General features: G+C 42.3%; 20 protein-coding genes and 1 other RNA gene. 16 read left to right on the plus strand and 5 right to left on the minus strand.

Annotated elements, in window-relative coordinates:
• The 4 genes from KTR06_RS00885 (at window position 1) to KTR06_RS00900 (ending at window position 3284) form a co-directional block, all read left to right on the plus strand.
• Window positions 1-774, plus strand: a complete 774-nt coding sequence (locus KTR06_RS00885; RefSeq protein ID WP_217289859.1) for a tetratricopeptide repeat protein — start codon at window positions 1-3, stop codon at window positions 772-774.
• A gap of 6 nt (window positions 775-780) precedes the next feature.
• Window positions 781-1176 (plus strand): preprotein translocase subunit SecG, encoded by a 396-nt coding sequence (gene secG, locus KTR06_RS00890; RefSeq protein WP_008020992.1) that lies wholly within the window; start codon window positions 781-783, stop codon window positions 1174-1176.
• Window positions 1177-1423: 247 nt separating this feature from the next.
• Window positions 1424-2812, plus strand: a complete 1389-nt coding sequence (locus tag KTR06_RS00895; protein ID WP_004309797.1) for an MFS transporter — start codon at window positions 1424-1426, stop codon at window positions 2810-2812.
• Between the two features lie 97 nt (window positions 2813-2909).
• Entirely contained in the window at window positions 2910-3284 is a 375-nt protein-coding gene (locus tag KTR06_RS00900) for a PqqD family protein (protein WP_120067924.1), read from the plus strand.
• Here the strand turns inward: KTR06_RS00900 and KTR06_RS00905 are convergent.
• From KTR06_RS00905 to KTR06_RS00915, 3 genes are all read right to left on the minus strand, one after another.
• Entirely contained in the window at window positions 3277-3561 is a 285-nt protein-coding gene (locus KTR06_RS00905) for a hypothetical protein (protein ID WP_004301893.1), read from the minus strand. The genes KTR06_RS00900 and KTR06_RS00905 overlap by 8 nt on opposite strands.
• A gap of 36 nt (window positions 3562-3597) precedes the next feature.
• Complete coding sequence (locus KTR06_RS00910) at window positions 3598-4665, minus strand: DUF4831 family protein (protein ID WP_195564138.1); 1068 nt, start codon at window positions 4663-4665, stop codon at window positions 3598-3600.
• A gap of 72 nt (window positions 4666-4737) precedes the next feature.
• Window positions 4738-6249, minus strand: a complete 1512-nt coding sequence (locus KTR06_RS00915; protein WP_217289860.1) for an NAD(P)H-hydrate dehydratase — start codon at window positions 6247-6249, stop codon at window positions 4738-4740.
• A gap of 1061 nt (window positions 6250-7310) precedes the next feature.
• Here KTR06_RS00915 and KTR06_RS00920 point away from each other — a divergent pair.
• The 8 genes from KTR06_RS00920 (at window position 7311) to KTR06_RS00955 (ending at window position 13914) form a co-directional block, all read left to right on the plus strand.
• Entirely contained in the window at window positions 7311-7535 is a 225-nt protein-coding gene (locus KTR06_RS00920) for a winged helix-turn-helix domain-containing protein (RefSeq protein WP_004301899.1), read from the plus strand.
• A 192-nt stretch (window positions 7536-7727) separates the two neighbouring features.
• On the plus strand, window positions 7728-9272 hold the full coding sequence (locus KTR06_RS00925) for a peptide MFS transporter (RefSeq protein ID WP_004325025.1): 1545 nt from the start codon (window positions 7728-7730) through the stop codon (window positions 9270-9272).
• 40 nt (window positions 9273-9312) lie between these two features.
• Window positions 9313-9849, plus strand: a complete 537-nt coding sequence (gene hpt / locus KTR06_RS00930) for a hypoxanthine phosphoribosyltransferase (protein ID WP_004308350.1) — start codon at window positions 9313-9315, stop codon at window positions 9847-9849.
• Between the two features lie 59 nt (window positions 9850-9908).
• Entirely contained in the window at window positions 9909-10478 is a 570-nt protein-coding gene (locus KTR06_RS00935; RefSeq protein ID WP_120067520.1) for an adenylate kinase, read from the plus strand.
• 89 nt (window positions 10479-10567) lie between these two features.
• Window positions 10568-11722, plus strand: a complete 1155-nt coding sequence (gene obgE / locus KTR06_RS00940) for a GTPase ObgE (RefSeq protein WP_120067519.1) — start codon at window positions 10568-10570, stop codon at window positions 11720-11722.
• A complete protein-coding gene (gene pgeF, locus KTR06_RS00945) occupies window positions 11719-12531 on the plus strand; it encodes a peptidoglycan editing factor PgeF (protein WP_195310728.1) in 813 nt (270 codons plus the stop codon). The genes obgE and pgeF overlap by 4 nt, the downstream gene beginning before the upstream one ends.
• A 50-nt stretch (window positions 12532-12581) precedes the next feature.
• Window positions 12582-13247 (plus strand): B3/4 domain-containing protein, encoded by a 666-nt coding sequence (locus KTR06_RS00950; protein WP_120067517.1) that lies wholly within the window; start codon window positions 12582-12584, stop codon window positions 13245-13247.
• A gap of 28 nt (window positions 13248-13275) precedes the next feature.
• On the plus strand, window positions 13276-13914 hold the full coding sequence (locus KTR06_RS00955) for a M23 family metallopeptidase (RefSeq protein ID WP_217289861.1): 639 nt from the start codon (window positions 13276-13278) through the stop codon (window positions 13912-13914).
• 43 nt (window positions 13915-13957) lie between these two features.
• Here the strand turns inward: KTR06_RS00955 and KTR06_RS00960 are convergent, their stop codons facing one another.
• Window positions 13958-15139, minus strand: coding sequence for a lactonase family protein (locus KTR06_RS00960; protein ID WP_217289862.1), 1182 nt, complete (start codon window positions 15137-15139; stop codon window positions 13958-13960).
• Between the two features lie 183 nt (window positions 15140-15322).
• On the opposite strand from KTR06_RS00960, the gene ssrA reads away from it, so the two are divergent.
• Window positions 15323-15719: a transfer-messenger RNA gene (gene ssrA, locus KTR06_RS00965) on the plus strand.
• Between the two features lie 112 nt (window positions 15720-15831).
• Here ssrA and KTR06_RS00970 read toward each other — a convergent pair.
• Window positions 15832-17259 carry a DUF4419 domain-containing protein gene (locus KTR06_RS00970; RefSeq protein ID WP_120067514.1) on the minus strand — a complete coding sequence of 476 codons (1428 nt, stop codon included), beginning with the start codon at window positions 17257-17259 and terminating at the stop codon, window positions 15832-15834.
• Between the two features lie 216 nt (window positions 17260-17475).
• Here KTR06_RS00970 and dinB point away from each other — a divergent pair, with 216 nt between their 5' ends.
• The 3 genes from dinB (at window position 17476) to KTR06_RS00985 (ending at window position 21740) form a co-directional block, all read left to right on the plus strand.
• Window positions 17476-18567 (plus strand): DNA polymerase IV, encoded by a 1092-nt coding sequence (dinB, locus tag KTR06_RS00975; RefSeq protein WP_120067513.1) that lies wholly within the window; start codon window positions 17476-17478, stop codon window positions 18565-18567.
• Between the two features lie 477 nt (window positions 18568-19044).
• Window positions 19045-20979 (plus strand): heparinase II/III family protein, encoded by a 1935-nt coding sequence (locus KTR06_RS00980; protein ID WP_120067527.1) that lies wholly within the window; start codon window positions 19045-19047, stop codon window positions 20977-20979.
• Window positions 20980-21038: 59 nt separating this feature from the next.
• Window positions 21039-21740, plus strand: a complete 702-nt coding sequence (locus tag KTR06_RS00985; protein ID WP_004320741.1) for a DUF4627 domain-containing protein — start codon at window positions 21039-21041, stop codon at window positions 21738-21740.
• Window positions 21741-21820: the final 80 nt, after the last annotated feature.

The raw sequence follows: 21820 nt of genomic DNA on the forward strand, positions 1-21820 counted from the left end.
ATGACTTCTGTTAACTTTCAACAATGGATTCAGCATCCCGAGACGCTGAATAGGGATACTTTGTACGAACTGCGCAATCTTCTTGCGAGGTATCCGTATTTTCAGTCACTTCGTCTGCTGTATCTGAAGAATCTGTATATTCTCCATGATATTAGTTTCGGTGGAGAACTGCGGAAAGCAGTTCTTTACATTGCAGACAGACGGCAGTTGTTCCGGTTGATTGAAGGTGACCGCTATGATGTGCAGGCACGGAAAAAGGGAGTACCTCTCACGGAGGTACTGAAAGACGAACCGTCCGTAGACCGCACATTAGCATTGATCGACGCTTTCTTGTCCACAGTACCCGAAGAGGTGACTGCCCGGACCAGCTTCGACTATTCGATGGATTACACCTCTTATCTTTTGGAGGAGACTCCGGCCACGGAACAGTCGGCCGAAGAAACGCCCAAACTCAAAGGCTACGAACTGATTGACGACTTTATAGAAAAGAGCGAGAGCGACTCTCCCCTCTGCATGAAACCTTTAAGAGAAGAAATGCCATCTTCGCCAACCTCTTCGGACGAACTTACCGAAGAAGAAACGATGAAGGAAGAAGAGGAAGATGACAGCTGTTTTACGGAAACTTTGGCAAAAATCTATGTTAAACAGCAACGATATTCAAAAGCTCTTGAAATAATTAAAAAATTAAGCTTGAAATATCCAAAAAAAAATGCTTACTTTGCAGACCAAATCAGATTTTTGGAGAAATTGATTATTAACGCTAATTCAAAATAACTAAAAATGTACTTATTATTCGTTATCTTAATGGTTATTGCAGCCTTGTTGATGTGTTTCATCGTGCTGATTCAGAACTCAAAAGGAGGCGGACTTGCTTCTGGTTTCTCTTCATCTAACGCCATCATGGGCGTGCGCAAGACTACAGATTTTCTGGAAAAAGCAACATGGGGCTTAGCTATCTTCATGGTGGTAATGAGCATTGCTACTGCTTATGTAGTTCCTCGCTCTGCTGTTGCTAAAGACGCAGTGTTGGAACAGGCACAGAAAGAACAACAGACTAACCCGTATAACTTACCCGCAGGTACGGCTGCGCCACAAACTGAAGCTCCTGCTACCAATGCACCTGCTACAGAAACTCCGGCACCGGCTGCTGAAACTCCTGCTCCTGCAGCAGAGTAATTCACTCTGTCGTCAGGTAAGACTTTGGGGTAAAACCATTAATGGGAAGGTGCAGACGGATGCTGCATTTCTTTGATATTTAAGTGCGGATTACGCAGATTACACGGATTTTCAATGTTCCGCGTGGTCAGTGTAATCCGCACTTAACTTTTTCTTGTAAAAACAATCTCTTTGTGATAGAAACAAACGAGATTTAACTACCTTTGTTGGCTGTATAAGATTATTAACTACTTTTTTAAATATAACAATGACAGAACATTTGAAACAGAAATTGAATGACTCCGCCGTACTCCGATGGAGTGTTCTAGCATTGGTCGCATTTACTATGCTATGCGGCTATTTCCTCACCGACGTAATGTCTCCTCTAAAACCCATGCTTGAGAAAGAACTACTATGGGACAGTCTTGATTATGGTTTCTTCACAAGCGCTTACGGGTGGTTTAATGTATTCCTATTGATGCTGATTTTCGGTGGTATCATTTTGGATAAGATGGGAGTTCGTTTCACCGGAATGGGGGCTTGCTTATTGATGGTGTTTGGTTGTGGATTGAAATACTATGCGATTTCTACTACTTTTCCGGAAGGTGCCATGCTCTTCGGATTCAAAACACAGGTAACCCTGGCTGCATTGGGGTATGCTATCTTCGGTGTAGGTGTGGAAATTGCCGGTATCACAGTTTCCAAGATTATCGTGAAATGGTTCAAGGGTAAGGAAATGGCGTTGGCTATGGGACTTGAAATGGCTACGGCACGTATCGGAACAACTCTGGCAATGGTGCTCACGGTTCCTTTGGCCGACTTTTTCGGATCTACGGATGAGAGTGGCACATTTCATACCAATATTCCTGCTCCGATTTTGTTTTGTCTGATTATGTTGTGCGTGGGTACGATTGCTTTCTTCCTTTATACTTTCTATGATAAGAAGTTGGATGCTTCTTTGGATGCAGAGGGATTGGAACCGGAAGAGCCGTTCCGTATGAAAGATATTGTGTATATCATTACCAATAAAGGATTCTGGCTGATTGCATTACTATGTGTATTGTTCTACTCGGCTGTATTCCCCTTTATCAAGTATGCTGCCGACTTGATGGTGCAGAAGTATAATGTAGATCCGAAGTTGGCGGGAACGATTCCCGGATTGTTGCCGATTGGTGCGATTATCCTGACTCCGTTGTTCGGCTCGCTTTATGACCGTATCGGTAAGGGAGCCACATTGATGATAATCGGATCAGTGATGCTTATTTTTGTGCATACGATGTTTGCTCTGCCTATACTGAATATATGGTGGTTTGCTACTATCATCATGATTATATTGGGATTTGCCTTCTCGTTGGTGCCTTCAGCTATGTGGCCGTCTGTTCCGAAGATTATTCCGGAAAAACAGTTGGGTACCGCATATGCATTGATTTTCTGGGTACAGAACTGGGGATTGATGGGTGTTCCTTTGTTGATCGGATGGGTGTTGAATACTTATTGCAAAGGTCCGGTAGTAGATGGTGCACAGACTTATGACTACACGTTGCCGATGGCTATTTTTGCTCTCTTTGGTGTGCTTGCTCTGATTGTGGCTTTGATGTTAAAGGCAGAGAACAAGAAGAAGGGATACGGTCTGGAAGAGGCGAATATCCAAAAGTAACTAGGAAATTCAATACCTAAAGTGACAAAGGAATTTTGTATCAAGGTGTAAACAGAAGAGTATCAGTATGAATACTCTGAAATAAAAAATAAGAAGTATGGCTGCCAAAGAGAAAATCAACCTGTTAGAGGTCATTCCCTGTCGCAGTGAACATATTACAGCAGAAAGGGAAGGGGAGACAATTGTGCTCTCCTTTCCCCGTTTTAAATATCCGTGGATGCAACGCTTCCTTGTGCCGAAAGGAATGTCGAAAGAACTTCATGTGAAATTGGAAGAACACGGTACGGCTGTATGGGAACTGATAGATGGAAAACGCAATGTTCGTGAGATTATAGAAAAACTCGCAGACCACTTTCAAAATGAAGAGGGCTACGAGTCGCGTGTGTCGGCTTATCTTTCTCAAATGCAGAAAGATGGATTTATAAAACTGGTGATACCAGTCGTATATAGGAACTTATTATTATTTATTTGATAAATACAGCCCAAAGTATGACGGCAATTGCTATCAGGACCCCCATGATAATAAGCGTTCCCCAAACAAAATAATTGCTGTCTTTCTCTTTCTTTTTCTCCGAGTCGTGGATGATACGCTCCATTTCTTCGGGAGTGGTGTTAGGTAGTGGATAAGGTTCGTTTGCACGGTTTAGATGCTTCAACTTATCGTTAGCACGTTCACGACGTAGGCGGGAAGCTTCCCGTCCCTCTTTTATTCGGCGTATCATGTCGAATGCATGTCCTTCACCAACCATATTCTTTGTTTTTTAGAAGTTCACTTCCTCGTTTTTCTATTTCCCTTCTTCTCTGTCCACTTTGAGCAATCCTCCCGTATTCGGATCAAAATAAACTTTGATGGTAGAATTCTTGTTGAACAAAACCGGAGCCAGATATTCTATCACACCGAATTGGGTAATAGGAAGCTCACCTTCGTAAAGTTTCTTTTTACCGTCAGTCAGTGTAACCATAGCTTGTCCGGGGACGTTGTAGGCGATTCCATCCAAATCTTTCTTCTTCTTATCGTCTTCCTGTGGTATCTTGACCGATTTCAGGTCTTTCAGACTGATATAAAACGGAGTTCCTGCCAAATCATTGTTGGCAACTACACCTAACTTCTTCGAGAAGCGGAAAGCAACTTCATTGTTGAATTCCTTGTCAGGGGTAAGGCGGACAGTGAATGTTCTCTCTTCTTTGTTGCAGGTGCCGGAGAACATTTGCGTCATGGCTTCTTCCTGTGCATTCAGATTGTCGAGCATAATCTTAAGCTGTGCTCCGTCTGAAGGCATATTATCAGCCTGTCCGCGCAATAAGGCATTTTTGCTTTCGCGGATGTTATAGATCTCTTTAGCCACCAGCTCGGCCATCTTAGCGGTGGAACTAGCCATCAGAATCTCTTCGGTCAGGAATTCGCGAGGATTCGCTTTCTTTTGGAGGACTGCGGGGGCGGGAGCAGCTTTTTTGCCTGCACTGCTATTGCTGTAAGGAACATTGATCGTTTTCACAATGCCATCCTCTGTCAGTTCCATGAGCGGTGCTACTGTCTTATCCTTCAATTTTACGAAATACGTAGTTTCGCTGTTGGGCACACCTACGGATTTCACTTTTACGCTAGCCAGTTCCCAGTACTCTTCAGGGTCGGCGGAGACGTTGGTCAGTCGTAGGTAACGATCAGCATATTTGCTGAATTCTCCCGGAGTATAGTTGACTTTGTTGGCTTTTATTTCAAGTTCTATTTGGGTTTTGGGAAGACTGTAAACCACTCCATAGTCTTTTCCTCGGGTAACCCCTGTCAGTACTTCGGTTTGTGCATAGGCGGACGTTGTCATAAGTAGTCCTGCTGCTATAATCAACTTTTTCATATTCGGTTCTTTTTAACTGGTTTTGAAAACAAAGTTAATGAAGTTATTGAAAAAAGGGTAAGTTCTTAACTTTTATTCGCTTACAAGTCGCCATGCTGTCGGCAGACAGGTGATAATATCGCTTGCGATCATTCCGATCATTCCTTGCTTCTTTTGAGCGACATCGCCCGCCAATCCGTGAATGTAAGTGCCGATTTTAGCGGCTTCCTCGGTGGGGTAACCTTGGGCAAGCAGTGCCAGGATTACTCCGGTCAGTACGTCACCGCTACCTCCGGTTGCCATTCCCGGATTTCCGGTTGGGTTGAAGAAACATTTACCTTCGGGGGTGATGATGGCGGAGTAGGCTCCTTTTAAAATAATGTGAACATGGGCGGCACGGGCCAGTTCGCAAGCCTTCATCAGACGTTCGTAAGAGTCCTGGCATTTGCCGGTCAGACGTTCCAGTTCTTTCGGATGCGGGGTGAGGATGGAACCCTTCGGCAGGTGGGTAAGGGTATGGCGGTGGTTGGCAAGGATATTAAGTGCGTCGGCATCCACTACAACAGGAGTCTGGCAATGTTCCAGTTGCTCCAATAAAGCAGCTTCCGTTTCCTCGTTTCGTCCCAGTCCCGGACCGATGCCGACTGCTTGATAGTCGTCCGTGTCGGTAGGTACGGCAAAACAGGTTTCGTTGATGTCGGTTTCTACGATTGCTTCGGGTATGGAGGTCTGCAAGATGTCGTTGTTGCACATTGGTGCATGAACAGTCAGCAACCCTACTCCCGAACGGAGGCAGGCGCGGGCAGCGAGAACAGAGGCTCCTGCCATTCCTTTTGAACCGGCAATCAATAGTGCATGACCGAAGTTTCCCTTGTGGGCAAACTGTTTGCGTGGCTTGATGAGTGAACGGATTTGCTCTATTTCCAACATTTCGTAGTTCGTTTCCATCTCTTCAATGCCGTCTTCGCTCAATTGGATATCCAACAATTCCCATTCTCCGACAAATTCCGTGTTCTCTGCGAAAAGAAAGGCGAGCTTCGGCAGTTGCAGACTGAAAGTTACGTCGGCACGGATAATATTAGCTTTTACGTTGAATGTATTTTCTTCTCCCATCAGTCCGGAAGGAATGTCGATGGCTACTACCATAGCAGGGGAGGAATTGATGTATTTCACTACGGCAGCGAATCCGCCGCTCAACGGTTTGTTCAGGCCTGAACCGAATAATCCGTCGATTACCAGATGGTCGGGCGTCAGGGCGGGAGGTACGAATTGGGTACTGATTTCGTGGAATTTTACTTCTTCCATCATTTCTACCAATTCTTTATTGGTCTGGCAGTCGGGTGAAAGTTCTCCTTTCGTGTTGAAGAGAAATACCTCGATTTTATATCCTTTTTCAGCCATCATGCGGGCTACGGCGAGAGCGTCTCCGCCATTATTCCCCGGTCCGGCAAAGATAGTGACCGGCGTTTCCGTATTCCATCTGTCTGTGATGGCTTTTGTTAATACGGTTGCTGCACGTTCCATCAGATCGATTGATGTAATAGGTTCGTTCTCAATGGTATAAGCGTCCAATTTCTTGATACTGCTGCTTGGAAATATTTTCATTGCGATGTTCTTTTAGTTTTCGGATTACAAATGTACATGATTCTTCTGACTTTTCCCGTTTGTTGTGGGAAGAAAACCATAATTGCAACTTTTAATTCATCATTAGTTCTATCTTTGGGTCAGAGAAATATCTGCTTTTGAACTATTAAGTGTTAGAATAACTCCGCCAAAAAATAATTCAATGCAGCACCATTATGAACTTACTTTTATTTCTCCTGAAAAAGATTTCTTCATTTCATTTCTCATATTCTCATTGTTTTTCGATAAACGAAAGCTAATCAAATAGATATCTTATGAGAAACACTTTTTCGAAACGGTATTTCTCATAAGTTCTCCCATATTTTGGCTCAAAAGCCACCTTATTCTCATAGTATTTCAGGGTATTTCTCATAGTCAAAAGCCATTTGTTCTTCCTTTTTTCTTTCAGCCTGCCTTATTTTTATCAGGAAATGAAGCTACTATTTAGATAAAATAGTGGCTTTTTGCTTGAAGATGCTCATTGGTCTCGATTGTCCCATATATTGTGGGAAAGTTTTCCTTCAATATACGGGAATACTTTCCCACAAAATAAGGGAATACTTTCCCAAGCCTTAGGGAATCTTTTCCCACAATATGTGGAACTAAGACACTGTGTATGGAAGCAAGCAAAAGGAATACATAGTTTTATTTATTCAATGTCAGCTTCCGGCACACTACACTATGAGAAATGAAGCAAAATCCGGGTTATTTTGCGAAGAAACTATGAGAAATGCCTGTTTTTAAATCATTTCTCATAGTCTATCTTATTAGTTTACTGCCACTTGTTTCTTATTTATGAGAATATGAGAAATGAAAAATCTTTTTCTGTAGAGGCGCTGATGGAAATTGTGTTTAGTTTATCGCCATACCTTCTTAAACAAATTTTTAATGCGGTTCCCCTTATTAAGCCTTTGATTATTTGCCGTTTCCGATAAAAATGTTATCTTTGGAGATAGATAATGTGCATCACATCATTTTCCAGTGCTCACAATGAAAATGAATTAAAATCTAAATAACGGATTGTTTAATCTTCTAAAGTTTGCATGATGGAAAAGACAAAAATTGGCTTGAATGCCGGGAAAGTATGGCGCATCTTAAATGAAAAAGGTGAACTTTCAATGTTCGATTTGTGCCGTGAATTAAGTTTGACGTTTGAAGACGTAGCTCTTGCTATTGGTTGGCTGGCCCGAGAAGACAAGATCTTTTTGAGGAAAAGAGAAGGAATGCTTTTTGCCAGTATCGAAAATGTCGAATTTACTTTTGGCTAAGGTGGTAGCTAACCTACATTTAAGATGGATCTCCACTTTATTATTTACACTGCTAAAAAGTAATGAAGTGGATCAGTAGGATTTTTTATGCTCGTTTTTACTATTCCCCCTATTATTCTGTTTGATAAGAGAAGCATCTAATCTACTTTTTCTGTACCTTTGCACCCCATAAACTACTAAACACATAAATTCATGAGTGCATTGAAAGGGCATCCGAAAGGCCTTTATTTGATTTTCGCGACAAGCACGGCAGAACGTTTCAGTTATTACGGTATGCGTGCGATCTTTATTCTTTTCCTGACGCAGGCATTATTGTTTGACAAAGAAGCGGCAGCATCCATCTATGGCAGCTATACCGGACTAGTTTATTTAACCCCGTTGATTGGCGGATACATTGCCGATAAATATTGGGGAATCCGTCGCTCCGTGTTTTGGGGAGCGGTAATGATGGCAGTCGGACAATTCCTGATGTTTATGAGTGCCTCCACTTTAGATAATACGAACCTTGCCCACTGGATGATGTATGGTGGACTCGGCTTCCTGATTCTAGGCAATGGTTGCTTCAAACCCACTGTCTCTTCTCTGGTAGGTCAGCTCTACGAACCCGGAGACAGGCGGCTGGATGCTGCATACACCATTTTTTATATGGGAGTGAATGTAGGCTCTTTTGCTGCTCCTTTGATTTGTGGTTATCTGGGTGATACCGGTGATCCGCATGACTTTAAATGGGGATTTCTTGCAGCCGGAATCATGACACTGTTCACCGTTGTTCTTTTCGAGACTCAAAAGAATAAATATCTTTTTTCTCCTTCCGGAGAACCGATTGGTATTATCCCCGATGCTAAACGTGAAAAGAAAGAAGACAAGGCCGACCATATCTCACACCCAAAGATGGACAAACGTACCAAAGTACGTAATACCCTTGTAATCACAATTCTTACCATTGCTTTAATAGCCTTCTTTAACTATGCATTTGAAGGCGATTGGGTGAGTATCGGCATTTTTACCGCCTGCATTGTTTTCCCTGTTCTGATCCTGTTAGACGGTTCATTGACCAAAATAGAACGCAGCCGTATTTTCGTTATCTATATAGTAGCCTTCTTTGTCATCTTCTTCTGGGCAGCCTACGAACAGGCGGGAGCTTCTTTAACTCTTTTTGCGTCTGAACAGACGAATCGTGACATTTTCGGTTGGGAAATGCCGGCTTCATGGTTTCAATCCTTCAATCCACTGTTTGTAGTTGTCCTGGCATATATCATGCCGGGTGTATGGGGTTTCCTGAACAAACGAAAGATGGAACCCGCTTCTCCTACCAAACAAGCGATTGGTTTGTTACTCCTTTCTTTAGGTTATCTTTTCATCTGTTTCGGAGTGAAAGATGCAGTTCCCGGAGTGAAAGTGAGCATGATTTGGCTGACAGGACTTTACTTTATTCATACCATGGGTGAAATAGCTTTGTCGCCTATCGGACTTTCAATGGTAAATAAATTGAGTCCGCTGCGTTTCGCCTCCCTGATGATGGGAATCTGGTATCTGTCTACTGCCACAGCCAATAAATTTGCGGGAATGTTGAGCGGGCTCTATCCGGAAGCCGGAAAAGTGAAGTCAATCTTTGGTTATCAGATTGCTACCATGTATGATTTCTTTATGGTATTCGTCGTAATGTCCGGTGTTGCTTCGTTGATTCTGTTCCTTCTCTCAAAGAAATTACAGAAGATGATGCACGGGGTAGAATAAAAAATCGTATTTTTGCAAGGTTATTTTTAAATTACCGGTTATGGATACCATTCAGATAAAAGACAAATTGTTTACCGTTTCCATTAAGGAACAAGAAATTCAGAAAGAAGTGATTCGCGTAGCGAACGAAATTAACCGCGATTTAGCAGGTAAGAATCCGCTTTTCCTTAGTGTGTTGAACGGTTCGTTCATGTTTACCGCTGATTTATTGAAGCATATCACCATCCCTTGTGAAATCTCATTTGTGAAGTTGGCGTCTTATCAGGGCATCACTTCCACCGGAGTGATTAAAGAGGTAATCGGCCTGAATGAAGACATTGCCGGACGTACCATTGTGATCGTAGAAGATATCGTAGACACAGGACTGACGATGCAGCGACTGCTCGAAACATTAGGTACACGCAATCCCGAAGCTATTCATATCGCTTCTCTGTTGGTGAAACCTGAAAAGCTCAAGGTAAACCTCAACATTGAATATGTAGCGATGGAAATCCCGAACGACTTTATCGTAGGTTACGGACTGGATTATGATGGTTTCGGACGTAATTATCCCGATATTTATACAGTAGTAGATTAATATTAAATAGGTACCAGTTTAAATGGTAAATAGTAAATCGTTAAATTGTAAATAACAAAATGTTGAACATCGTAATTTTCGGTGCTCCGGGTTCAGGAAAAGGAACACAGAGCGAACGTATCGTAGAAAAGTATGGAATCAATCACATCTCGACAGGAGATGTATTGCGTGCTGAAATCAAGAATGGCACAGAACTGGGTAAAACAGCTAAAGGTTACATCGACCAAGGTCAATTGATTCCTGATGAATTAATGATTGATATTCTGGCAAGCGTATTCGACAGCTTCAAAGATAGCAAAGGTGTAATTTTCGACGGTTTCCCAAGAACAATTGCACAAGCAGAAGCATTAAAGAAAATGTTGGCAGAAAGAGGACAGGACGTTTCTGTAATGGTTGACTTGGATGTTCCGGAAGAAGAACTGATGATACGTCTCATTAAACGTGGCAAGGATTCCGGTCGTGCTGATGATAACGAAGAAACAATCAAGAAACGTCTGCATGTATATCATTCACAGACTGCTCCACTGATCGACTGGTACAAGAACGAAAAGAAATACCAACACATCAACGGCTTGGGTACTATGGAAGGTATCTTCGCTGAAATCTGCGAAGCAGTAGATAAATTGTAATAATACAATATTATAAATAAATAAGTCAGTAGCCGGAGTGTTCTAATTAACTGCTCTAACTACTGACTACTTTAACTTTTAAAAAAAATATGGCTGAATCGAATTTTGTTGATTACGTAAAGATATACTGTCGCTCGGGTAAGGGCGGAAGAGGCTCTACGCACATGAGGCGCGAGAAATATTGTCCTAACGGAGGTCCCGACGGGGGCGATGGTGGAAGAGGAGGTCATATCATCTTGCGCGGTAACCGTAATTACTGGACATTGCTGCACTTGAAGTATGACCGTCATGCAATGGCCGGTCATGGTGAATCGGGGAGCAAAGGACGTAGCTTCGGAAAAGACGGTGCGGATAAAATAATAGAAGTACCCTGCGGAACGGTAGTTTATAATGCCGAGACAGGGGAGTATCTTTGTGACGTAACAGAAGACGGACAGGAAGTGATTTTGCTCAAAGGCGGTCGCGGCGGTCAGGGTAACTGGCATTTCAAGACGGCCACCCGTCAGGCTCCGCGTTTTGCGCAGCCGGGAGAGCCGATGCAGGAAATGACCGTTATCATGGAGCTGAAACTGCTTGCCGATGTCGGTCTGGTAGGTTTCCCGAATGCGGGAAAGTCAACTTTGCTTTCTTCCATTTCGGCTGCCAAACCGAAAATTGCCGATTACCCGTTTACTACACTCGAACCCAACTTGGGCATCGTTTCCTATCACGGTGGAAAATCCTTTGTGATGGCGGACATACCAGGTATTATCGAAGGTGCCAGTCAGGGAAAAGGTTTGGGACTGCGTTTCTTGCGTCATATCGAGCGTAATTCATTACTGCTGTTTATGGTTCCGGCAGACAGCGACGACATTCGTAAAGAATACGAAGTCTTGCTGAACGAACTGCGTACCTTCAATCCTGAAATGTTGGACAAGCAACGTGTGCTGGCCATCACCAAGAGCGATATGCTCGATCAGGAGTTGATGGACGAGATTGAACCTACATTGCCGGAAGGCATTCCACATGTATTCATATCTTCTGTTTCCGGTTTGGGCATCTCGGTATTGAAAGACATCCTTTGGGAAGAACTGAACAAGGAAAGCAATAAGATAGAGGACATCGTTCACCGTCCGAAAGACGTGACCCGTCTGCAACAGGAACTCAAAGACATGGGCGAAGATGAAGACATCGTTTATGAATATGAGGAAGATGGCGACGATGATATCGATTATGAGTACGAAGAAGATTGGGAAGAAGAATGATTTCTCTTACAAAACATAACGAGTTGAAGGGATATAAGTCATTAGATGCATATCCCGAAGTAGCTCATTTCGTAACTACACGTCACGGAGGTATAAGCACCGGAGCTTACGGCTCTTTCAACTGTTCGCCTTATACCAACGACTCATGTGTGAACGTCAATCGCAATCAGAACTGGTTGTTTCAGTGCATGAATCATCAGATAAAGGAATTATTTATTCCTGAACAGAGTCATGGTTGCGCCAGTCTGATTATCAATGAATCATTTTTTAAAGAATCATTGGAAAGGAGACGGCTACTTCTGCGAGGAATGGATGCTTTGATAACGAATGTGCCGGGATATTGCGTTTGTGTCACGACAGCGGATTGTGTTCCTGTATTGCTGTACGACAAAAAACAACACGTTGTGGCTGCCGTTCATGCCGGATGGAAGGGAACGGTGAAGCATATTGTCAGTCATGTGATGGACAACATGACTCAAAAGTTCGGGACGCAAGGCGAAGATGTAATAGCTTGCATCGGGCCGAGCATTTCGCTCGAATCATTTGAAGTAGGCGATGAAGTGTATGATGCTTTTGAAGAAAGCGGTTTCGATATGTCTCTTATTTCTATGAAGAAGAAGGAGACAGGCAAATATCATATTGATTTGTGGGAAGCCAACCGGATTGAATTACTGAATCGCAGAGTGCCTGCAGAGCAGATAGAAGTGGCTGGAATCTGTACCTATATTCATCATGATGAATTCTTCTCCGCACGTAGATTGGGAATAGATTCCGGTCGTATATTGTCGGGAATAATGATTAGAAAGTAATAATTAGTGTCCGTAATCGCAGGACGCTGATGATTGGTTTATGATAAGTTATGTTTGAAATAAAAGTATCTAAAGAAATAAAAGACGCATGCCCGGTTTTTGCCGGAGCCGCCGTGTATGCTGCGGTGAAGAATACTGCTTACAGCGAAGGGCTTTGGCAGGAAATCAATGCTTTTGCCGGGCAACTGACTTCCACTACACAGATGGAAGACATCAAACATCAACCTGTTATCTTTGCTACCCGTGAGGCTTATAAGCGTTGTGGCAAAGATCCCGGACGTTATCGCCCGTCAGCCGAAGCTCTACGCCGCCGCTTGATGCGTGGAATCCCGTTATATCAGATTGATACGTTGGTAGACCTTATTAACCTTGTGTCTCTTCGTACGGGACATTCGATCGGTGGTTTTGACGCGGACAAGATACAAGGTACGCGCCTTGAACTCGGTATCGGCAAAGCAGGAGAACGGTTTGAAGGTATCGGACGCGGTGTATTGAATATCGAAGGACTACCTGTATATCGCGATTCTTTCGGAGGAATCGGAACCCCGACAAGCGATCATGAACGTACGAAAATGGATCTCGGAACCACTCATATCCTAGCCATAGTCAATGGTTATAACGGAAAAGAAGGTTTGCGAGAAGCTGCTGAAATGATACAGACCTTATTAAGAAACTATACAGAATCGGATGGAGGCGAAATCGTATTCTTCGAATAATTAGAATGAGTGCTCTAAGAAAAAAGACATGAAAAACATACTTATCTTACTGACAGTTTTATTATTGCCACTGACTGCTGACGGGCAGGATAAACCTTCCTTCTCTGCCCGCGAAATGGCTGATGTACGGGTAGCTACTCCCGGATTATTTGCTAAAAGCAATCATATCTATCTGCATTTGGATTCTCTGAAAGACCATGAATATGCTTTCCCATTACCCGGAGGAAAAGTAATCTCTGCCTATGGAACTCGCGGAGGACATTCGGGAACAGACATTAAGACCTGTGCAAAAGATACGATTCGTGCTGCTTTTGATGGAGTGGTGCGTATGTCGAAACCCTATTATGCCTATGGCAATATCGTTGTAATCCGTCACGCTAACGGATTAGAAACACTTTATAGCCACAATTTCAAGAATCTGGTTAAAGCTGGTGATGTCGTAAAAGCCGGACAAGCTATCGGGCTGACAGGACGTACCGGTCGTGCCACTACCGAACATGTACACTTCGAAACCCGTATTAACGGGCAACATTTTAATCCGAATCTCATTTTTGACTTAAAAGAGAGAACATTGCGGAAAGAATGTATCAAGTGTACCAAGAACGGGAATAAAATCGTTGTGAAGACTCAAATTCCTGACAATCGGATTGCTCAAAATAAAAAGTAAAGGGCTATCAGTAGTTGATGAATAGCCGGGAGATTATGACAAATTATGGCACAAATTTTATGCAGACCGGCTTGTCTACTTTTATATCCTGCTGTACATCTGTTAATAGTCCTGTATCTGTATCTCTTTCATAAACTTGTATCACATTGCTATCTCTGCAAGCAACCAACAAGTATTTGCCATTAGGCGTGATGATGAAATTGCGTGGATGAATCCCTGTCAGTTGGTAGCCTGCTTTCGCCAACATTCCGTTATCCGGGTGAATACTGAATATGGCAATACCATCTGCTTTCAAACGATTGCTGGCATACAGGAATTTTCCATCCGGGCTGATATGAATGTCAGCACTTCCTTGTGCGTTTACCGTATCGGCAGCGATTGTCTGGATCTCTTTTAAATCTCCGTCTTTGTATTCAAAAGCGATTACTGTGCCCGATAACTCATTAATCAGATAGGCGTAATGACCGTTTGGCGAGAAAGTCAGATGGCGGGGACCCGAACCGGCTTTCACTTTAAAGGCAGCAGGCGATCCTTCTTTCAGAAATGCTTCCTTATTTTCTGCATTTGCAGCTGGGTTAATGATAAACTTATGTATTTGATCTGTACCCAAGTCATCGGCAAACAAGTATTTACCATCCGGAGTGATACGGACACAATGCAAATGCGGTTTCTCTTGTCTTTCCTTGTTTACTCCCGTACCTTTGAATTGTATAATATCGGAAGCGGGTAGGAGCGAGCCATCTTTTGCGATAGGGAAAACGGAGATGCTGCCGCCACTGTAGTTGGCGGTTATCACATTATTTCCACTGGCGATGATATAACAGGGATCTTCACCTCCCGTTTGCTGTGAATTTAATAGTTGCAAAGTACCTTTTTCTTTATTGAAGGCAAATGCATTGGCGGCAGCTTGCGTACTATTGAATTCACTGACTGCATAGACGAATTTCCCGTCGGCAGATGGAACAAGATAAGAAGGATTTTCAATTTCCGTTTCACTTAACGGAGTAGCAGTCCCGTCTTCTTCATTGAAGCGGTAGCTATATATCCCTTTACTGGTTCCTGATGTGTAAGTACCCACCAACATGGTTAGTTCGTTTTCTGTTATATCGGTTGTTTCCATAGGAGTCTTTTTTTTAGAAGTACAGCCACTGATGCTGATTCCGAATATGCAAACAGCGGCAAATGCTTTGAATATAGATGTTTTAGATAGATATGTCTTAATCATAAGTAGCTTATTATTGGTTGATTTTTCATGATGCTTTTTCACCTTAAATATAAAATAGCTCCGTAAAGATAGTGCTTTGATATAATATTTGCTAACGTCTTCTCGTAAATTAGAAAACATTTCCTATCTTTGCACTCTTGGAAAGCGTTCTAAACAATCGCTATTCTGTACGAATAAAAATTTGGGGTTGACTGGATTTGACAGCGGGCAGAAATGGTAGGTAAGCATGCAGTGGGTCGGTAATTTCCACTTAAATATCAGTTATCAAAATTTTATCTGGCGAAACTAATTACGCTCTTGCTGCTTAATCGAATCACAGTAGATTAGCTTAATCCAGGCACTAGGTGCCAGGACGAGACATCACTCGGAAGCTGTTGCTCCGAAGCATTCCGGTTCAGTGGTGCAGTTACATCGGGGATAGTCAAAGGCGGCCTCGCACTTTTGATGAAACTTTAGAGGATAAGGCAGGAATTGATGGCTTTGGTTCTGTTCCTGCACGAAAATTTAGGCAAAGATAAGCATGTAGAAAGCTTATGATTTCCTCGTTTGGACGAGGGTTCGATTCCCTCCAGCTCCACAATAAATGCTGATTTTAAGTATTTTATGAGATTTGCGCCCCGCTTTACATCCTAATAATGTAAAGCGGGGTGTTTTTGTTTTTTAGTATATGGCTTTTGGATAGCCTCTTTTTATTATGGAGTCATAAATGAAGCACTCCCACCTCGCGAACCATTTATTTTTATATCCGTATCAGGCAATAATCTTTTAGTACGCTCTATTCCCTCTTTAGTAATCTTTCCATATAAATTCAACGATCCGATTTTAGTCTTTGATATTTCATCAGGTATATCAATTGTGTCGATAAACTGGATATCCAACCTTTTTATTTCTTTGAGCTCCAACAGTACAGCCGGAAATTCTTTTACTCTGATATTGATGCCGCTTCCCCAACCATCCTTTTGAGCATCAGCACTCAATTTACTTTTTAATCCCTCCTTATTAACATCTTTCTTCCTGACCATCCAACCAATTTGCGGTCGCAGAGCAAAAGTCTTGCTGTTTTGTTCTAATCCAATGAAACCTGCCCAAAATTCTAATGGAGTTTCTTTGACAGCGTCGCCATATACTTCCTGATACTTTACATCTACCTTCACTATCTCATCAGGGAGACAATTTTTGCCTTCCAGCTGTTTCAGATTATTTCTTTTCCCTTCCTTATCATAAGGGAAAAACTTCACGATCCATCCATCAATAATGTTTGGGGCTCCGTATCGTTTCTGTGAATGATATTTAAACATGTTGCGCCAAAAGTCCTTATTGACTTCTCCTTTAGATGCTTTGACAAATTCTTCCAAAAGAGGTTCCAGTTCTGAAATCCACCAATCGAGTTTGTATTCTTTCAACCCTCTGGCTTTGTGCAGTAGTTTTTCCCAGTCCTCCGGTGTTCCTTCGAGAGTTATTTCAGGTATTCCACAGACAATGCGTATGATGATAAACTCAAAGTAAGGTTTTACAGCCTCCATGATTGTTATTTCGGAAGCAACTTTCTCTAAAGAGGTAGTCGTTGAAAAATTGCAGGTGAGCAGTTCGGTCAGATGCTTACCGGCGTATTGGGATATTTGTTCTGTAAATTGCGGAAAGATTTTCTCCCACGAAAGAGTAGGGTCTTCCAATTTTTTGTCTTCTCTTACAATTAAGGATAGTTTGCCGGAGAAATCAACAAGTTCATTTCTCATAGATTCCTGATTGGCATTGATATGGCGTGCAAATCCCTGGCTGATTAATAGCCAAATTATGTCCGGGGACAACACGAATGGCCTGTGATCTGCATAAGCCTGATACATACCGTTGAAAAAAGAATTAGGACCAAAAGAAACGAGACTGTCGGGAGATTCGCTCTTTGCAATGATATGATAAGGAACCTTGATATTCTTCTCTTTTATCTCATAAGGCTCTATGTTCATATCTGATAATATAAGACTTTCGTAAATTGCATTCGGGGAGTGTAGATGAAGTAATTCTTCAGGCTTTGAAAGCTTTTCGACCTTAAAAGTGATTCCATTTTGAGCGAATGTGGAAACACTGCAAAATATGAATAAGCAAAATAATGTGTTTTTCATAATCTTAAAGAGTTGTATGGTGGCACAAACTTATTAACTACCTCTATATTTTGAATAGACGATATGCAAATATAATATAATAAGAACTGTCTTTGACAAGATATTGAATGTTTTTTTGGCTTATATCTATAAAAATCATAAGCATATTATTTCTTGAACCGATAAGCAGGATTTATTCGGGAATTTATAGTAAGTTTGCTCTGCTAATCCTAAACAATGATGCAGAGAAAGATTATACATATCGACATGGATGCCTTCTATGCCTCTGTAGAACAGCGTGATAATCCAGAACTTCGTGGCAAGCCTTTAGCGGTAGGTCATGCAGAAGAGCGGGGAGTTGTGGCTGCTGCCAGCTATGAAGCCCGGCGTTACGGTGTCCGTTCCGCCATGGCTTCGCAAAAGGCGAAACGTCTTTGTCCCCAACTCATTTTTGTACCTGGCAGGATGGATGTTTATAAATCCGTTTCCCGTCAGATACATGAGATTTTCCACGAATATACGGATATCATCGAACCTCTGTCTCTGGATGAAGCTTTTCTGGATGTCACAGAAAATAAGAAAGATATTTCCCTGGCTGTGGATATAGCAAAGGAAATAAAGCAGAAGATTCGGGAGCAGCTCAACCTTGTTGCGTCTGCCGGAGTTTCTTATAATAAGTTTCTGGCTAAAATAGCTTCGGACTATCGCAAACCGGACGGCTTATGTACCATTCATCCGGAACAGGCCCTTGATTTTATCGCCCGTCTTCCTATCGAATCTTTTTGGGGAGTGGGTCCGGTGACTGCAAAGAAGATGCATTTACTTGGCATCCACAATGGACTTCAACTACGGAAATGCTCTCTTGAAATGCTGATAGCACATTTCGGAAAAGCCGGCGCACTGTATTATGAGTGCTCACGAGGAATTGACGAACGCCCTGTCGAAGCAATTCGTATCCGTAAATCCATTGGCTGCGAACGTACATTGGAACGTGATATTTCAGCCCGTTCATCGGTCATTATCGAACTATACCATGTGGCGGTAGAGCTGATTGAACGTCTTCAGCGAAAAGACTTCAAAGGCAACACGCTTACCCTGAAAATCAAGTTTCATGATTTTAGCCAGATAACCCGAAGCCTTACTCAATCGCAGGAACTCACCACCTTAGACCGGGTACTCCCACTTGCAAAAGAATTGCTTAAAAGCGTCGAATTTGAGCAACATCCAATCCGGCTCATCGGTCTTTCCGTCTCCAATCCAAAAGAGGAAGCCGATGAACAACACGGTGTCTGGGAACAGTTGAGTTTTGAATTTAGCGATTGGGATTGAAGGCGAAGAGGAAGAAATAGAGGAATGAAGAGTAAAGAATAGGGGATGAAAAAGAAGAGAATCAAAGAATGAAAAAAGAAAGAGGATAGAATATCCAAACAGATACTTTGTCTGAAGTAAAACAGATACTCTATTTGAAATAAAATAGAGCCTTTATTTGCCCTAAACAGAGCCTCTGTTTGGAATAAATAGAACCTCTATTTTCTCCAAAGGAAGCCTCTGTTTTCTAAAACTGTATCTTTGTTTTTCCGAAATGAAAACCCGGTTTCCGTGTGACTTAATTTGTTTTTATAGTGACTTAAATTGTTTCTACAATGACCTAATTTGTTTTTATAATGACTTAAAAGCCTAAAATATAGCAATTAAGAGTACTATTTTTGAACTATGTACTTTTTTGTCATCAGGTTCGTATGATTTACTCACCTCATTTTTTATCAGATACGTTATCTTTGCAATACTTAAATGAATGAAAATACCATGAATCGAATGAAACATTTATTTTGTGTTCTTTTACTAGCAGCTTTAGGAAGTTTTTCTTTCAAGGCAAACGCTTACACCGAACGCAATATGCTGCAAAAAGCGGTAGACAAAACTACGTTGAAAAACGTGTTGGTAATGAAACAAGCATGGGTGCCTTATCCTGCTTATACAGATCGCGCCGCCTGGGATTCTTTGATGGGCCCCAATAAGCAACGCCTCATCGAAGCCGGCGAAAAACTCCTCGACTATAAATGGCAACTGATACCTGCCACCGCTTATCTGGAATACGAACGCAGCGGTAACCGTAAAATAATGGAAGTCCCTTATGACGCCAACCGCCAGGCACTTAACGCCTTGATGCTCGCCGAACTGGCCGAAGGAAAAGGGCGTTTTATCGACCAATTACTGAACGGAGCATATATGAGCTGCGAAATGAATTCATGGGTTCTATCCGCACACTTGCCCCGTCAGAGCAGCAAACGTTCACTTCCCGACTTCCGCGAACAGATTATCGACCTCGGTTCAGGCGGATACGGAGCTTTAATGGCTTGGGTACACTATTTCTTCCGCAAACCATTCGACAAAATCAATCCTGTGGTATCTTTGCAAATGCGTAAAGCAATCAAAGAACGTATTCTCGATCCGTATATGAACGACGACGAAATGTGGTGGATGGCTTTTAACTGGAAACCGGGAGAAATCATCAATAACTGGAATCCCTGGTGTAACTCCAATGCCCTGCAATGTTTCTTACTGATGGAGAACAATAAGGATAAGTTGGCGAAAGCTGTTTATCGCTCCATGCAGTCAGTCGATAAGTTTATCAACTTCGTGAAATCCGATGGTGCCTGTGAGGAGGGAACCTCTTACTGGGGACATGCCGCCGGAAAGCTCTATGACTATTTGCAGATACTCTCTGATGGCACAGGCGGTAGACTGTCTCTGTTCAATGAACCGATGATTCGCCGGATGGGAGAATATATGTCCCGCTCATACGTGGGCAATGGTTGGGTGGTGAATTTTGCTGATGCATCGGCACAAGGCGGGGGCGATCCTTTGTTAATCTATCGCTTCGGTAAAGCTGTAAACAGCGATGAAATGATGCACTTTGCCGCATACCTGTTGAATGGAAGAAAACCGTATGCTACCATGGGAAACGATGCTTTTCGTTCGCTTCAATCTCTACTTTGCTGTAATGAGCTGGCAAAAGCAACTCCGAAACATGATATGCCGGATGTAACCTGGTATCCCGAAACGGAATTCTGTTATATGAAGAATAAGAACGGTATGTTTGTTGCCGCTAAAGGCGGATTTAATAACGAAAGTCATAACCACAACGATGTAGGAACCTTTTCTTTATATGTAAATACAATTCCTGTGATAATTGATGCCGGTGTAGGTACATATACCAAACAGACGTTCGGCAAGGACCGCTATACCATCTGGACCATGCAGAGCAACTATCATAACTTGCCGATGATTAACGGAGTACCGCAGAAATTCGGGCAGGAGTATAAAGCTACCAATACCGTTTGCAATGAGAAGAAACGGATGTTCTCTACGGATATAGCTACTGCTTATCCGGCAGAAGCGAAAGTGAAAAGCTGGGTTCGCTCTTATGCTCTTGATGATAAAAAACTTATTATTGGTGATATTTATACGTTGGATGAGGCTATTGCTCCTAATCAAATGAACTTTTTAACTTGGGGCAATGTGACTTTCCCGTCAGCCGGAAAAATCCGCATCGAAGTAAAGGGACAAAAGGTAGAAATGAACTATCCGTCGCAGTTTAAAGCCGAACTGGAAACAATCAAACTGGATGATCCGCGCCTGTCTAACGTATGGGGAAAAGAGATTTACCGCATCACACTAAAGACTGAAGAAAAGAAAGTGACTGGTAAATATGGATTTGTTATTCAACAAGTGAAGTAGGATGAAATAGATTTTTAAAGCTAGAAAAAATAAAGTATAAACAATTAAATCACAGTAAGATGAAAAAAGTATTATTTGCCGGGCTTTTGGTCCTTGCAGGAGTAAGCGTAAGTGCGCAGAACCTGATAAAAAACGAAAAATTCGCCACTGAAGTAAAGACTAAAGTGACTAATGCCAACAAAGCTACCGCAGGAGAGTGGTTTATCATGAATAATGAAGCTGACGGCGTAACTACTATTGCCTGGGAAGAAACAGGAGATGCCAAATATCCGAATGCAATGAAATTGGATAACTCCGGTGCCGAAAAGAATCTCTCTTGGTATAAAGCTTTCCTGGGACAACGTATTACCGATGGTTTGGACAAAGGTATCTATGTTCTTACTTTCTATGCAAAGGCTAAAGAAGCAGGAACTCCAGTCAGTGTATACATCAAGCAGACCAATGAGGAAAAGAACGATAATGGCAAGTACAATACTACTTTCTTCATGCGTAGAGACTATGACGCAGATGCTCAACCAAATGCTTCGGGCGCACAATACAATTTTAAAATTAAAGATGCCGGTAAATGGACTAAAGTAGTGGTTTATTATGATATGGGACAAGTGGTAAATGCTATTAGCAGCAAGAAAGCAAATGCTAACTTGGAAGTGTCTGATACAGACGATGATGCTGCTATTCTGAAAGATTGTTATGTGGCTATTCTTTCCCAGAACAAAGGTGGCGTTGTAGAAATCAGCGACGTGACATTGAAGAAGAAATAAAGAGCAAAGGATTTAATATAGTAGGTTAACAAAAAAATAGGGCAGTGAAGTAGTGATACTTCGTTGCCCTATTTTTTTTG

This window comes from Bacteroides sp. MSK.20.12 (assembly GCF_019052435.1).
Lineage (GTDB): Bacteria > Bacteroidota > Bacteroidia > Bacteroidales > Bacteroidaceae > Bacteroides > Bacteroides xylanisolvens.